General features: G+C 44.8%; 17 protein-coding genes. 4 read left to right on the forward strand and 13 right to left on the reverse strand.

The annotated features are described in order from the left end of the window. Positions 1-568: hypothetical protein (locus tag AB4232_RS05390; RefSeq protein ID WP_372086498.1), on the reverse strand; the 568-nt coding region annotated here is incomplete at its 3' end. 367 nt (positions 569-935) lie between these two features. Further along, entirely contained in the window at positions 936-2,414 is a 1,479-nt protein-coding gene (gene nagE / locus AB4232_RS05395) for an N-acetylglucosamine-specific PTS transporter subunit IIBC (protein ID WP_122046521.1), read from the reverse strand. A gap of 242 nt (positions 2,415-2,656) precedes the next feature. On the opposite strand from nagE, the gene AB4232_RS05400 reads away from it, so the two are divergent. From AB4232_RS05400 to AB4232_RS05415, 4 genes are all read left to right on the forward strand, one after another. Beyond that, a complete protein-coding gene (locus tag AB4232_RS05400; RefSeq protein WP_135381908.1) occupies positions 2,657-3,049 on the forward strand; it encodes a GFA family protein in 393 nt (130 codons plus the stop codon). Positions 3,050-3,105: 56 nt separating this feature from the next. Next, on the forward strand, positions 3,106-3,573 hold the full coding sequence (locus AB4232_RS05405; RefSeq protein ID WP_372086500.1) for an OsmC family protein: 468 nt from the start codon (positions 3,106-3,108) through the stop codon (positions 3,571-3,573). Positions 3,574-3,695: 122 nt separating this feature from the next. Then, positions 3,696-4,928, forward strand: coding sequence for a MalY/PatB family protein (locus AB4232_RS05410; RefSeq protein ID WP_372086502.1), 1,233 nt, complete (start codon positions 3,696-3,698; stop codon positions 4,926-4,928). Positions 4,929-5,104: 176 nt separating this feature from the next. Further along, complete coding sequence (locus AB4232_RS05415) at positions 5,105-5,449, forward strand: ribosome recycling factor family protein (RefSeq protein ID WP_372086504.1); 345 nt, start codon at positions 5,105-5,107, stop codon at positions 5,447-5,449. Positions 5,450-5,611: 162 nt separating this feature from the next. On the opposite strand, the gene AB4232_RS05420 is transcribed toward AB4232_RS05415, so the two are convergent. From AB4232_RS05420 to AB4232_RS05470, 11 genes are all read right to left on the reverse strand, one after another. Then, complete coding sequence (locus AB4232_RS05420; protein WP_004732698.1) at positions 5,612-5,851, reverse strand: RNA-binding protein; 240 nt, start codon at positions 5,849-5,851, stop codon at positions 5,612-5,614. A gap of 131 nt (positions 5,852-5,982) precedes the next feature. Beyond that, a complete protein-coding gene (locus AB4232_RS05425) occupies positions 5,983-6,657 on the reverse strand; it encodes an SDR family NAD(P)-dependent oxidoreductase (RefSeq protein WP_372086506.1) in 675 nt (224 codons plus the stop codon). A gap of 206 nt (positions 6,658-6,863) precedes the next feature. Next, positions 6,864-7,127: a DNA polymerase III subunit epsilon gene (locus AB4232_RS05430; protein WP_086051435.1), complete on the reverse strand. Its 264-nt coding sequence runs from the start codon at positions 7,125-7,127 to the stop codon at positions 6,864-6,866. Between the two features lie 348 nt (positions 7,128-7,475). Then, entirely contained in the window at positions 7,476-8,018 is a 543-nt protein-coding gene (locus AB4232_RS05435; RefSeq protein ID WP_372086508.1) for a DUF3833 domain-containing protein, read from the reverse strand. After that, entirely contained in the window at positions 8,015-8,602 is a 588-nt protein-coding gene (locus AB4232_RS05440; RefSeq protein ID WP_372086510.1) for a chalcone isomerase family protein, read from the reverse strand. Before AB4232_RS05440 ends, AB4232_RS05435 begins: the two co-directional genes overlap by 4 nt. A 3-nt stretch (positions 8,603-8,605) precedes the next feature. Beyond that, the gene (locus AB4232_RS05445) at positions 8,606-9,127 is read right to left on the reverse strand and encodes a DUF2878 domain-containing protein (RefSeq protein WP_372086512.1); all 522 of its coding nucleotides are present in this window, start codon (positions 9,125-9,127) and stop codon (positions 8,606-8,608) included. After that, positions 9,105-10,385 (reverse strand): cyclopropane-fatty-acyl-phospholipid synthase family protein, encoded by a 1,281-nt coding sequence (locus AB4232_RS05450; RefSeq protein WP_076667373.1) that lies wholly within the window; start codon positions 10,383-10,385, stop codon positions 9,105-9,107. Before AB4232_RS05450 ends, AB4232_RS05445 begins: the two co-directional genes overlap by 23 nt. Before the next feature lie 100 nt (positions 10,386-10,485). Then, positions 10,486-11,301, reverse strand: coding sequence for a DUF1365 domain-containing protein (locus AB4232_RS05455; protein ID WP_372086514.1), 816 nt, complete (start codon positions 11,299-11,301; stop codon positions 10,486-10,488). Continuing rightward, positions 11,298-12,569 (reverse strand): NAD(P)/FAD-dependent oxidoreductase, encoded by a 1,272-nt coding sequence (locus AB4232_RS05460; protein WP_372086516.1) that lies wholly within the window; start codon positions 12,567-12,569, stop codon positions 11,298-11,300. Before AB4232_RS05460 ends, AB4232_RS05455 begins: the two co-directional genes overlap by 4 nt. A 2-nt stretch (positions 12,570-12,571) precedes the next feature. After that, positions 12,572-13,303 carry an SDR family NAD(P)-dependent oxidoreductase gene (locus tag AB4232_RS05465; protein WP_372086518.1) on the reverse strand — a complete coding sequence of 244 codons (732 nt, stop codon included), beginning with the start codon at positions 13,301-13,303 and terminating at the stop codon, positions 12,572-12,574. Further along, positions 13,303-13,734, reverse strand: a complete 432-nt coding sequence (locus AB4232_RS05470) for a nuclear transport factor 2 family protein (protein WP_017085002.1) — start codon at positions 13,732-13,734, stop codon at positions 13,303-13,305. The genes AB4232_RS05465 and AB4232_RS05470 overlap by 1 nt, the downstream gene beginning before the upstream one ends. Positions 13,735-13,736: the final 2 nt, after the last annotated feature.

Genomic DNA, 13,736 nt, shown 5'->3' on the forward strand with positions numbered 1-13,736 from the left:
CTTCTTCTGGTTTCCGATCTTTTAAAAGTTTTTCAAATTTACTAATTTTATGATTTGTTACGGTTGTAGAAGACTCCGCAAGAATTCTAAACAAGCTTTGCTGAAAACGTTGATTGTTGTTTCGGTCAGACATTGAGAGTACTTGTTCTTGGTAAAGTAAATTAATCAACCGATGAAATGATTCTGGATTCGTTTTACATTCATCTAAAAAATCAAAAAAAGAATCTCTGGCAGCATTTCTTACTTCATTAGAGATCTCTTTCTCTAATATCAAACTATTATAAGTATTAGCAAATATCATTGATGTGAATTTACCATCTCCAGCTTGCCAAAGGGAGGCTAAGATAACTATTGGGTAATTGACCCCCGGGGCATCTATCAATACCTCCGTTAATGTTTGGACACCAACTATTCCCTTACTTAACAATGCTCTACATGCCAAATGTGGGATAGTGTGCTTTTCATATGGATCACCTTCCCTAACTAAAAGGTAACCTTTTAGCTTTTCGATAGACTCTGTTGAGTCGTTATTTGCTAACTCCTCAAATTCCTTTATAAGCTCTTGCATAATATTTGTACTCAATGATGCCTAACATTTTAATATCGTGCGAGCACGAATCTATCCGCTTAACATATCAAGATTGTTGCTTATAACCAGCTGAATTTTATGTCTGTAACATAAAATTGTTCTATGGTTCAAATGAGCAACCTTGCAAGCACACATTACTGCCTAGGTGGGGCACGTATTCACTCTGAAATGGCTTTTGAATTAGCGATTAATCAACGCCTTAAAAGCGGTTGTTCGTGCTTACACATTGTTAAGACCCTGTCTTTTTCTCTTTACGCTGCGAGTGCAAAAAAGCCAAAGCGAATTGCTTTGGCCTGAGTGTTTTAATGTGCATAGCAACGTTTGCTGTGTTTTAGCGACGCTGGGTTTAACTCGGAAGTGGAACCGATGTTAGGTCTTGGCTTTTCGGGATTTGAGTCATTGCATGAGCGATCTCCTCTGCCTCTGTGCCAATAATAACCTGAAGGTTGTTAGCCCCAATCTTTACCACGCCCATTGCGCCAATCGCTTTCAGTGTCGCTTCATCAACAATGCTGATGTCTTTAAGTGTTAAACGCAGTCTTGTGATGCATGAATCAATACTGGTTAGGTTGGCATGCCCCCCTAGCGCTTTTAAGTATTGCGCCGCTTTCTCATTCGATGAAGCTTGGTTCACTTCTGCAACGTCCACATCTTCACGTCCCGGTGTTTTGAGATCGAATTTTAAGATAGCGAAGCGGAATATTGAGTAGTAAATCGAGGCAAAGAACAGGCCTTGAAGTATCAACATGTAAGGTTTTACTGCGAGCGGAAGATTGTAAGACAACACGAAGTCAATTAACCCACCACTGAAGGTAAATCCGGCGATCCACTGCATACTAGCAGCAATGTATAGCGACATAGCGGCAAGAAGCGCGTGGATAACATAAAGCACAGGTGCCACAAACATGAAGGCAAACTCAATCGGTTCTGTTACGCCGGTTAAGATAGCGGTTAATGCTGAAGCACCTAGAATACCGCCGACTTTCTTTTTGTTTTCTGGTTTAGCACAGTGGTACATCGCTAAACATGCCGCTGGTAAGCCATAACCCATAACAGGGAAGAAGCCACCTTGATAAATACCCGTTACACCGAGTTCACCGGTGCCCGACCAGAATTTAGAAATGTCATTGATGCCCACTAAATCGAATAGGAAAACTTGGTTAAGTGCGTGGTGCAAGCCAACAGGAATAAGTAAGCGATTAAAGAAACCATAGAGGCCAGCGCCTGTCGCGCCCATTTCAGAAATAGAAATGCCGAACTCAACCAGTGCTCCGTAGACGACAGGCCACACATAAACCATGACTAAGCTGATACTAATCGCGGCTAGAGAAGTGATGATTGGAACGAAGCGCTTGCCACCAAAGAATCCGAGAGCCGCAGGCAGTTTTATGGTGTGGAATCGGTTATAAAGAGTGGCGGCGACAATACCTATCATGATGCCAGTGAATGCACTCACTGCTGCATTAGAAGCGATAAGTTCAGATGCGCCCATTTGATCAACAGGGACACCGGTGATCTGTGAGATAACATTCACGTTACCCACGATCATTTCCACGATGAGCAGACCTAATAGGCCAGATAGAGCAGCAGCGCCGTTATTGTCTTTTGCTAAACCATAAGCGACACCAACCGCGAATAACCACGCTTGGTTATCCATAATGCCTTTACCACCGTATACGAGTATGGTGGCTAAGGCGCTGTTAGCTCCCCAACCTGATGGGTCAAGAGCATAGCCCAACCCTAGCATCAAACCACCGGCAGGCAGTACGGCGATCGGCACCATCAGTGCTTTGCCGATTTTTTGTAAGTAACCAAGTATGTTCACGTTTTTTCTCTCTCTATTTTTATTGATAGGGAGAGCTTACTTGCATAAGGATTAAGGATCGGTTGTGCTTAGATTAACGATTATTAATGTAGGGCGATGTCGTTGTAAAACTGAGAACTATTGAAGGTTTTATGGATAAGTTGATTGTTCTAAAAATGCTAAATTCAAAGCTTCCTTACGGACAACGTAAACCGTTCTCGTTAAGATAGCTTGACCACATGGACGTGATTGGAGAGATAAAAATGAAACAGGTCGGAGATACGGTTATCAAACCTTTTCACAAGGCAGCCTGCCATTGTGGTGCGGTTGAATTAGAGCTCAGCCTACCTAACGGAATAGAAAAGCCGCGCCGTTGTGATTGTTCTATCTGTCGTCGTAGAGGCGCGATTGTGGGCTCTGTTGCGTTGGATGGTATCAAGATCCTGAAAGGTGCGGAGCATCTTAAGCTTTATCAATTCAATACCAATACCGCGAAGCATTACTTCTGTTCAAACTGCGGTATCTATACCCATCATCAACGCCGTTCAAGCCCAAATGAATACGGTTTTAACATTGGTTGTTTGGAAGGGGTGAACCCTTTTGATATTGGTGATGTGGTGACCAACGACGGTGTCAATCACCCTGCTGATCGCTAAATAACTCGTCGTTTGAGAACCAATTATTTGATAACTAATGGATAGAGGAAGGGATTATGTCTGAATATAGTGCGGTGATTCGTTGGGCTCGTGGTGACGATGAAGCCTTTAATGACAACCAATACAGTCGCGGTCATACGTGGGAGTTCGATGGTGGTGTCACTGTGCCTGCCTCATCGTCACCTCATGTTGTGCCACTGCCGTTTTCAGTTGAGGCCAACGTTGATCCAGAAGAAGCCTTTATTGCGGCACTGTCTAGCTGCCATATGCTGACGTTTTTGGGCATTGCTGCAAAGCAGAAGTATGTAATCGACTCTTATGTGGATGATGCTGTTGGTGTGCTTGAGGAAGATGAATCAGGCCGCTCATCGGTCACTAGGGTGACTCTGCGACCTGACATTGTGTTCTCCGGGTCTAAGATACCAACCGCCAAACAACTCGACAAACTGCATCATTTGGCGCACAAAAACTGCTTTATCGCGAACTCGGTCAAGACTGAAATTGTGGTCGAGATGCGAGATTAATTTAAATTAGTCACAAGATTTCTCTGGAAGCTTCGTCTTTTGAGCCTTGTCATCGTCTTAAGGGTATTCAGGCAATCCAGTTGATTGCAAAAGAACCAAACACACTATTTGAGGAACCCTCCATGACAGCGTTTAACAGTGCATCGAATTACGGTGAACATGCGTTTATCAAAAGCAAACCAGAGATGCTAGAGAGCATTTACAACACCACCGATGTATTCCCATATTGGGTTGCCGATATGGACTTTAAGGTAGCGGAACCGATCACTCAAGAGCTTAATCGCTTGGTTGAGCGTGGTGTGTATTCGTATGAATTTCATGAACAGGCGGTGTTTGAGGCGCTATCTCTATGGTATTCAAAGCGTCATGGTTTAAATCTGTCTTCAGACAAATTCGTTCAGGTTCCGGGAGTATTACCAGGCATCGCGTTGTTACTGCGCCAGTTTAGCAACGAGGGTGATGGTGTACTTATTCATACGCCGGCTTATCATCAGTTCGCTAATTTGGTGAATAAAGCAGGTCGTCAGGTCGTGAATAGCCTGTTGATTAATGACGGACAGAGTTATCAGATTGATTTTGCTGGCATGGAGCAACAGATCATCGACCAAAAAGTGAAGTCGATGATTTTCTGCAATCCGCACAACCCAACGGGTCGAGTGTGGACACCTCAAGAAATTGAACAAGTCATCGAGATCGCTAAGCGCCACGATGTGCTGATCATCAGCGACGAAGTTCATTCCGACATTACCTTTGAAGGTCACGCTTTTACGAGCTTAACCAGCTTTGATTACGACAAGGTCATTGCTTTGATTGGCTCTCCGGCGAAAACCTTCGGCATGCACAGCATCTCAAATGGTTATGTGTACACCAACAATCATGAGTTATTTGAAGCGTTCAAAACCAATGTGGTAGCGATGTATCTCGACCATGGTAATGCGTTCAGCACATTTGCAACCGTGGCTGCCTTTGAGAAAGGTGAAGAGTGGTTAGACGGCATGCTGGTGTATCTGCAAGACACAGTTAAGTGGATTACCGAATTTTCTGAGCAGCGAATTCCTCAGCTAAAAGTCTTCCAACCGCAAGGGACTTACCAAGTGTGGTTTGATTTCTCAGGCTTGGATTTTTCGGAAGAAGAGCTAAAAAATGTGGTGTTTGAGCAGGCTAAAATGGGCTTAACCCCAGGAGGTTGGTTTGGTGCGCAAAGCCCTAACTTCATGCGAATGAACATCGCGACGTCACGCGATAATATCGAGCAATCATTTACGGCTTTAGCGGACGCGATTGATGGCTTTGAGAGAGGAAGCCAGACTTCTTCAACTTGTTGTGATAGCGGCGCTTCAAAAAGCTGCTGCTGATATCGAGCGTTAGGCTCTAAAGAACAAAAAAACCGCGAGGCTGCTTAGTGCATCACTGGCGGTTTTTTTATGTCTGTGTAATCCTACGTACGGTTTTATTGAGTGACAGTTAGAAAGTACTGAGAGATAGGTAGCGATCTCTTGAATGATTGGTAGAGATTGGTTGGCAGAGAGTTATGTTTAGCGTCCCACTGAATAGTTTTGTACATCGTGTGAGTGATAAAAGCCAAGTGATGGCGAATGCCACTGAGTGTGGATGCCAGTTGAAGCGAGTTCGACGTTCACGCAACTGGCTGTTGGTGGCTCAAGATCATCAACTCATTGAATTTAAAACCATGTTAACTCATGAAAAAGACGATTGGATAGCAACTGCAATAGACAAAGTACTGCCTAAGCCTGTGGTGTGTTTGGCATCGTTGTTAGCCGCTACGCCCTCGATGACGGTCGCGCAGTTAGTGATGGAATCAGGATGTTCAATGGTAGAAGCAAGGCGTGCGATTGATGAGCATGAAGGGTTGTAAGCGCAAACTATAAGTGAGTCGGTCGTGTTGTGAAAAGAGAATCGCGAGCAGCAAAAAGCCCGTAACGATATTACGTTTTTCAGCGCAATATCGTTACGGGCTTTATCATCTGTGCTTGTGCTGCTTAAGCTAAGCCATGTGGCTTATAAAGCGTTTACTCGATTAAGAGTTAGCGACTTTTACACGAATCGTGTTTTTGCCAAGCTTTGACAAGTTCAGCTTGTTTAGTGCTGCTTTAGCTTCTTCGTGCTCTGGCATTTCAACAAAAGCAAAGCCTTTAGATTCGCCAGTTTCTTGGTCTAAAACTAGGCTGCACTCTTTTACTGAGCCGAACTCAGAAAATAGAACACGGATGTCTTGCTCTGCAGTAGAGCGCGATAGGTTACGAACTAGAAGTTTCATAATAAACCTTGAATATGAATTTACGCCGAGCATTGTCGCACACTTTCGTGCTCACCCTCACAAATAATTACTCTAATCATTTCTTTGGTAACGCGTCGCTCTATTTACCGATTAAGCGAGCTGTTTACCTGCTAGCCGCGGTTTATCGTGATATCTGATACGAATCCATGCTCTGTGCTGGTCAATGCCTGTTGCAGCATTTGAGCGGCTTCTTGTGCGGTCATAAAGCTCGAGGTATCCATGTCTTTACCGCTTGTATTCCAAAACTCGGTCGCCATTCCTCCAGGATAAACCGCCACGATTTTCATCGGGTGACCTTTTAGCTCCAACCTTACCGATTCGATAAAGCCTTTCACTGCCCATTTTGCCGCGCAGTAGGTGGACTCTTCCGCTTTAGCACCTTGTGCCGCCGTCGACATCACCACAGCAATGGTGACCGATTGATCTTTGTAGCGCTGCACAAGCTCGCGAATCAAAAAGATCGAAGACTCGATATTGTTTTTCAGCATGTCACTGATCGCTGCTGGGGCTTGCTGTTCTATCTTACCGAAGTATCCACTGCCAGCGCTGTGAACTACCAGTTTTGGTGTTTCTGGCAAGGCATCAAGCAGTTCGCTTACGGAGTGCGGGTCACATAGATCACAGGTTTGGCTAACGGTATCTGCTGGCAGGTTTTTCGCTAATTCAGCTAAACGTTGTGAGCTGCGGCCAGTGATCATTAAGCGTTGACGGCTGTTTGATGCGTTCGCATATTGCTTAGCTAAAGCTGCGCCTAAACCGCTGCTTGATCCGGTGATTAAAATCATGGGGACTCGGGATTGTTGAATGGAATCGAGATAGTAAGGCTTTGAAACTTTGTTTTCTGAGATCTAAGACCAAGATGCTGAGGCTCATGACTAAGATTGCTCGATAGAATTGAGGTTTAAGAAAGTAATGTAAGCCAGGAAGGAAAAAAGAAAGAGAGTTAAAAAGTAAAAACGCCGGCATAGGGCCAGCGCTTTTGAAAATCAGATTATTCGTCGTCGAACTGTTTAGTCGTGAACGCGTCTTCGATTCGGTTAAGCTCTTCTTGTTCTTTTACTCGCTTCTCTTCTTGAAGAGTTGCTCTTGTTTCGTTGAAACGTTTTTTCTCTGACTTAGTCAGGAATTTTACAGCTTTTTTGTTGGTCAGTGCGTAAGCAACTACGTCTTCGCCTTTTTCTCTGCGGTCGTTTACACGTTGTGAGAAACGTTCATTGTCGCGAGCTTTACGCTCCGCTGAGGTCAACTTGCTCATGCTTTAAAGCCTTTTCAATTATTCATGGTAGGGAATCTACGCTTAGCGAAACCAATGGGGAAGTGCTCATAATTGGTGGAACTATGTACCATGTTCGCTCAACTGAGTTTAGCCCATTTGTATGCTGGTGGCGCATCTTAGCACAAAGGCTTGAGCATGCAGGTATGCTATTCGAGGGATTAAACAGGACAACCCACAATTTTCTGTTGTGGGTTGAGATTGCATTGTGGGCTGAGATTGCATTGTGGGCTGAGATTGTTTGCGGGCTGAGATTATAAGGTGGGCTGAGATTGTCTTTTGGGGGAAAGGTTATCGCTGATGGATCTGAGAATCAGAAACGACAGTTTTTTAAAGTTTCTCGATATACAAAATCACTTCACCGACTTTAAAGCCGAACTTAGACATCTCGGTTTTGTTGAACAGGCGTTTGTCGTCCATCAAGAACATCCAATCATCAAGCACCACTTCATAGGTGCTACCGTCTACTTCGATTTCTAAATCGTATTTCCAATAAAGCGCTGAACCTTGGGTCTCTCCATATGCCGTGCCAACGACATCGTTGGCGGAGCCTGTGTAGGTGTTGTCACCGGTTTTTATTAGGTTCCAAACGCGAGTTGAACGCTCACCATCAGCAAAGGAGAACCACTCTTTGATTTCTCCGTTGTCTCCGTCCCAAGTAGCGATGAGCTTGGCATCAAAGCGGCGCAATAAGTTACCAGAGCGGTCAAGCACGATGCCATAGGCCTTCAGTTCACCATTAAAAAAGGTTTCAAGCTTGAGCTCTGGAGTCGTGTCTGCGTGGTGCTCTAAACTTGCAGAGCCACAACCTGTTAGCCAAGCGATCGACAAAATTGTCAGGGCGAGTTTGATCATTTTTGTTTTTGGACTCATTTGTTTAAACCTAAAAGTTGTTTGCGTAGACCGGGCTCAGAGGTGTTTTCAGATAACCAAATCGCTAAGAAAGCGTCACCAAACTGCTTGTCCTGGATGATACCGATAGGCTGTTCATCAAAGTAAAAACGACTCACGTTGTCTTCGGTTACGCGGATAGTGAGTGTGCTTCCTGCTTCTACGTTGGGCCACATCTCGTACAAAGGCTTCAACCAACGTTGGATATTGTTGTTGGAGTAACCAAGTTTGCTCCATTGATCTTGGGTAGCATCAACGAGGTCTTTGCTGTCAATCGCACGGTAATATTCGAGCTTTAAAGCGCGTTCAGAATTGGTTGGGGTCGCGTAGAATTCAGCTGAGTAGAGTGTCCAAAACAGATAGCTCATCTCACCTTGGCCGCGTTTGCTTAGATTATCTACAGCGGAAGCTTTAGCGCTTTCGGTGAATAGGAGTGACGCACAAATGAGAGTTAAGGTGACTAAGCTAAATAGTCGATTTCTTGATTGCTCGCTTGTTTGAGTGCGAACGCGACTATTATCGCTCTCAGATTTGAGTGCTTGCGTAGGGTTGCGTGGAAAAGCCATAAGTCACCTCGTTGTTGCCATTTTTGGTTGTACTAAGTTGGAGTAAGCGGCCACCAGTAAGGGCAACAAAATCCCCCAACTTATTGCAAGGGCAGCGAGCACCGATGCATCTGGCCAAGTAGTAAGAAGGGCGCCTGCTTTGATGCCTCCCCAATAACTACTAGTACCTGCTACGAACCCTATGACAAACAAGATCACTTTTGAGCATTTTAAAAGCCAATTCAGGCTGTGATTGAAACTGATTAAGAACATGATCCACAGGCAAATGAGCCAAACTGGAAACCAAGATTGATTAGCAATTTCAGAGTCGACGGCAAAAATACCGAAGTGGAGCATGAGGCTATCAAGCAATAGCCCCAATGGTAATAAGACGAGTATTTTCAAGTCGCGACTGCGAGTTGGAGAGAGAAGGAAATGAACCACCACGATCAATGGCGTAACGAACGGGGCTTGCGCGGTAAAGAAGGCGCTGCAAACCCAGGTCGCTTGAAACAGAACGAGATTAATAATCCAAAACCGTTTCATCTTTTGCTCCAAAGTAACGAGGTTTTCTTGCGACAAGGTGATGAGTACTGATCACGCGCTCTAGGAATGCCCCTTCGCAGTAACAGAAGTAGAAGACCCAAAGGCGTTTAAACTCTTCTGAATAGCCTAGTGACTCGAGCTCTTCCCAGCTGTTTTCAAAGGCGACGTTCCAGTCGTTGAGTGTTCGAGCGTAGTGAAGGCCAATGTCATCGATTTCTTGGACGACAAGGTCGGTGCTGGTCGCAAGATGTTGAGTCATCACGGCAACCGAAGGTAAACAACCTCCGGGGAAGATGTACTTCTGAATAAAGTCGACGCCTTTACGGTATTTATCATAACGACTGTCGGCAATGGTGATCGCTTGAATCAGCATTTTCCCTGAAGGCTTCAACAGAGAAGAGCACTTTTCAAAGAAGGTTTGTAGATATTCATGTCCGACCGCTTCTATCATCTCGATAGAGACCAACTTGTCATACTCACCAGTGAGGTTGCGATAATCCTCTTTCAGTAGGGTGATTTTGTCGGTTAAGCCGAGTGCTTTGACGCGCTGTTCTGCCAGCTCGTGCTGAGCGTCTGAAATGGTAGTGGTCGTAACGTGGCAGCCGTAGTGCTGAGCCATAAATATCGCCAATCCGCCCCAGCCAGTGCCTATCTCAACCACGTTATCTGATTCAGACAGTTCTAAACGCTCACAGATGGTTTTCATTTTGTTCTGTTGTGCTTTCGACAGGGTTAACGCATCTTCGCTGTAGATAGCAGAAGAGTATTGCATTGAACTGTCTAGGAAGCGCTCATATAGCTCATTACCAATGTCGTAGTGGGCGAGAATATTACGTTTGGAGCCTTGCTCAGTGTTGGCGTTCTTACGGCGTAGCAGTAAATTCTTGATTCGTGAAATCCATTGCGTCTTGTCATCAAGCTCGTCTAACTGTGCTTGATTTCGAGCCATGATTTGAATCACTTTGGTAAGATCTGGGCTGGTCCATTTTCCGTCAATGTAGGCCTCAGATGCACCAATACTGCCGCTCATCACAACATCTCGATAAAAGCTCGCGTCATGGATAACGATTTGAGCGCTTAAGGTCGCTTCTCTGTCTCCAAACACCGAGTGTTGGTCTCGTTCTATCACTTCGAGTTTTGCGAATTGCAGACGTTCTAGAACCTTGAAAATCAGAGCTCGATATTTGCAGTTGCTTGAAACAGCAACGGCTTTAGCTTGTTGTTCTACGTTGTTGTTTTGTTTGGCAAGCTGTTCCATGGAAACCTCGCTGAGAAATTGTTTTAAATTTAGTTTTACTGACTTGGGGCTAGAACTGTTTGTTTCGTTAAGCCTACCCAAGCCTTCAATTTTGACATCTTTAAGGCGATTTAGACGCTGAATCTGGATGCGCCACAAACGGTACTTTTTTCAGAAATAATTTGAGAGCCTGAAAATAGATACCCATTACAACCTTGATTGTCATTGCTGGGATCCGCAGTACCGTTTTCCTAATGTTTGCTTTTGTTACCGACAGCTTTGAGAGTGCTAGTGTGGCATCAAAAATCTTGTCGCTACGATGACTCTCGATGTGTACTAACGTCCGTTTCGTTGGTGGCTTTATTTTCCACAAATAGTTCATGTCTAAATCCATGAACGGTGAAACGTGAAACTCTTTTTTTACTTTCAACTCTTTGTGCATGTCGATGAGATAATAGTGTCTTTCTCGCCAAGGCGTATTGCTCACTTCGGCCAACATGTAACGACAATCACCAGTCTCGTCGTAACAGAAAAAACAGTTTATTGGGCTGAAATAAATCCCTAAACAACGACACTGGGCCAACATTGTGACGCGATTTTCTACCGCCCAATCGCCACCAAGTTGTTGTACTTTGGAAGCTATACGTTGCTTCAGTGTTTTAGGTTCATCCGTTGTGACATTTTCTTTTTTTTCAGCGAGATAATCCGATTCGACAAAGCGAATCGGGTTATACCACTGAGTACCGAATAAGCGACTGCGAGTAGTTGTTTGAGGGATTTCATCGAGATCTAATCCCATCATGTACAACTGGTAGCTAAATTCATGAGTAATATCGCCAAAGCGGCGGTGACGTACGTTGCCCCAGTAAATGCCGCTGAGCTCTTCACTCTTTTCGGATGCTATCCCCATGTCGGATGTGATGGTGTGAGTGTTCATCGTACTGAACTCGTGCTCAAATCTAGGCCAAAGCGCTTAGTCACATCGAGTGCACTGTGAACACCGTCTTCATGGAATCCGTTGTACCAATAAGCGCCTGCAAAGTGGGTGTTGTTTTTACCGCAGATCTGCTCGCGCTTATGCTGGGCTTCGACCGTGTTCGAGTTAAGCACCGGATGATGGTAAACAAAGCTGCGAATGATTTTATCAGGCGCTATCGCATCACTTTGGTTTAGGGTTACACAGAAGGTGTCTTGGCTTTCAATGCCCTGCAGAATGTTCATGTTGTAAGTGACACAGGCAGGTCTTTGGCTGTTGCCATCGAGCATGTAGTTCCAGCTAGCCCAAGCCAGTTTACGGTCGGGTAATAGGTTGGTATCTGTGTGCAGAACCACTTCATTGCGGCTGTATGGGATCTCGCCTAGAACCTGTTTCTCTTGCTCGGTCGCATCGCCGAGCAAACGTAACGCTTGGTCTGAGTGGCAAGCAAATATCACTTCGTCGAAGTCTTGTGTAGCGCCATCTTCAAATTCAATCGTGACGCCCGCTTCATTGCGAGTGACTTGTTTGATCGATGTGTTCAAAGCGACGGATTTGTTCAAGCGTGAAAGGATGATTTCAACGTAAGAGCGCGACCCTTTAGGAATTACATACCATTGTGGACGGTTCGCGATGTCGAGTAGCCCGTGGTTGTAGAAGAATTGAATGAAGAATTTAAGCTCAAATTCTTCCATTTCCTCTAAGCTTGTCGACCAAATTGCTGCGCCCATCGGAAGGATATAGTGCTGGCTGAAAAAATCGGAAAATTGATTATCGCGTAGGAAACTGCCAAGGGTAACGTCTGGTGTGAATTCATTGCTTTCAAACTGAGCCTTACACAGTTTGTTGAACTTGAGAATGTCAGAGACTAATGACCAGAACTGAGGTTTGAAAATATTCCTCCTCTGAGCGAATAACGAATTGATGCTATGGCCGTTGTATTCGAATTTAGTTGTGGTGTTGTGCACGCTGAAGCTCATTTCGGTCGGTTGCCTTTCGACACCGAGTTGCTCAAGCAGTTGGTTGAAGTTTGGGTAGGTTCTGTCGTTGAATACGATGAAGCCAGTATCAATTGAAAACGCCTTGCCTCGGTGTTCAATATCAACCGTAGCAGTGTGCCCGCCGACGTAGTCATTTTTCTCGAATACCGTAACGTCGTGCTGCTTATCTAATACATGTGCGCAAGTCAGTCCAGAGATACCTGAACCTATAATGGCGATTTTTTTCATTGTTATACCATCCTTGAAGCGAGTTTTTTCCAAACTGGAGTCGGTAGCATTCTTAGTAATTTCATTATTAATATGAATCGTCTTGGGAAGTCGATCTCGCTCTTTCCTTGAGCAATACCATTTACGATTCGTTGAGTGGCTGCCTCGCTACTAATAATCATAGGCATAGCGAAGGAGTTTCGCTCGGTTAATGGTGTTTCAACAAAGCCTGGGTGCACAATTGAGACATGAATATTGTACTCGGCCAGATCAACTGAGAGCGTTCTACCTAAGTAGGTGAGAGCGGCCTTTGAGGCGCCATAAGCCTCGGCTCTTGGCAAAGGTAAAAAGCTGGCGCTGGAACTTACTAAAACCAAACGGCCGCCCGGCTTAATGTTTTTTAACCAGGCTTTAAGGGCGTAGCCAATTGAAATCAGGTTTATGTTGATGACGCGCTCGAAAAGCTCGGCATCAAAATTCACGGGGTCGTTGATGTATTCACAATCACCCGCATTTAAAATCAGCAGATCGAGCGGCTTGTCTTGGTCGAGCTCTGGGAAATTGTGGTAATCGGTCAAATCAAAACAGAGTGGGTCAATTGACGAGTGCGATAAGTCTGTCTCGTGAGAATCAACTAAAGCTTGCAGTTTGTCTTGATTACGGCCGCAAGCAATCACCTGATGCCCTTGTTGAGCATAATCTATAGCGAGTGATTGGCCGATACCTGAGGTCGCGCCTGTGATCATAATACGCATTATCGGCTCGCTCTTTTTTTGATGGATTTGATCGCGCAACCTAATACTGGGATGTGCTCGTACAGCATAGAACCCACATCCAGATAATCGCGATGATAAACCACTTGGTTGTCCAACATTTTAATATGGCTGTGCCCTTGAACTTCAATCGGCTTTTGCCCATTGAGTTGTTTGTGAGCGAATTGCATTGTCCAATAAACGGATGCTTCATCTTTCACTTCAAAGGTGTGTTCGATGTGGAAGTAACAGCTAGTGACTTGTGTGTAAAGGTTCTCGAAGTAATGCGTTAACGCGACAATCCCACTGACATGATGCAGTGGGTCTTGGAATTCGATATCAGGGTGATAAACCGTCTTTAGCACGTCGAAATTGTCTGTTCCGAGTTCTCGATACATGTTGAGAAAGTTATCAAGCCATAGAGAGTTATCCATAA

Source organism: Vibrio sp. 10N.286.46.A8, assembly GCF_041470165.1.
GTDB lineage: Bacteria > Pseudomonadota > Gammaproteobacteria > Enterobacterales > Vibrionaceae > Vibrio > Vibrio tasmaniensis_A.

Excerpts from the sequence above, each read along its gene's own strand:
- AB4232_RS05435 (WP_372086508.1), bottom strand. The coding sequence starts at position 8,018 with ATGAGTCCAAAAACAAAAATGATCAAACTCGCCCTGACAATTTTGTCG.
- AB4232_RS05410 (WP_372086502.1), top strand. The coding sequence starts at position 3,696 with ATGACAGCGTTTAACAGTGCATCGAATTACGGTGAACATGCGTTTATC.
- AB4232_RS05425 (WP_372086506.1), bottom strand. The coding sequence starts at position 6,657 with ATGATTTTAATCACCGGATCAAGCAGCGGTTTAGGCGCAGCTTTAGCT.
- AB4232_RS05430 (WP_086051435.1), bottom strand. The coding sequence starts at position 7,127 with ATGAGCAAGTTGACCTCAGCGGAGCGTAAAGCTCGCGACAATGAACGT.
- AB4232_RS05465 (WP_372086518.1), bottom strand. The coding sequence starts at position 13,303 with ATGCGTATTATGATCACAGGCGCGACCTCAGGTATCGGCCAATCACTC.
- AB4232_RS05405 (WP_372086500.1), top strand. The coding sequence starts at position 3,106 with ATGTCTGAATATAGTGCGGTGATTCGTTGGGCTCGTGGTGACGATGAA.
- AB4232_RS05450 (WP_076667373.1), bottom strand. The coding sequence starts at position 10,385 with ATGGAACAGCTTGCCAAACAAAACAACAACGTAGAACAACAAGCTAAA.
- AB4232_RS05400 (WP_135381908.1), top strand. The coding sequence starts at position 2,657 with ATGAAACAGGTCGGAGATACGGTTATCAAACCTTTTCACAAGGCAGCC.
- AB4232_RS05420 (WP_004732698.1), bottom strand. The coding sequence starts at position 5,851 with ATGAAACTTCTAGTTCGTAACCTATCGCGCTCTACTGCAGAGCAAGAC.
- AB4232_RS05440 (WP_372086510.1), bottom strand. The coding sequence starts at position 8,602 with ATGGCTTTTCCACGCAACCCTACGCAAGCACTCAAATCTGAGAGCGAT.
- AB4232_RS05470 (WP_017085002.1), bottom strand. The coding sequence starts at position 13,734 with ATGGATAACTCTCTATGGCTTGATAACTTTCTCAACATGTATCGAGAA.
- AB4232_RS05460 (WP_372086516.1), bottom strand. The coding sequence starts at position 12,569 with ATGAAAAAAATCGCCATTATAGGTTCAGGTATCTCTGGACTGACTTGC.
- AB4232_RS05455 (WP_372086514.1), bottom strand. The coding sequence starts at position 11,301 with ATGAACACTCACACCATCACATCCGACATGGGGATAGCATCCGAAAAG.
- AB4232_RS05415 (WP_372086504.1), top strand. The coding sequence starts at position 5,105 with ATGTTTAGCGTCCCACTGAATAGTTTTGTACATCGTGTGAGTGATAAA.
- AB4232_RS05445 (WP_372086512.1), bottom strand. The coding sequence starts at position 9,127 with ATGAAACGGTTTTGGATTATTAATCTCGTTCTGTTTCAAGCGACCTGG.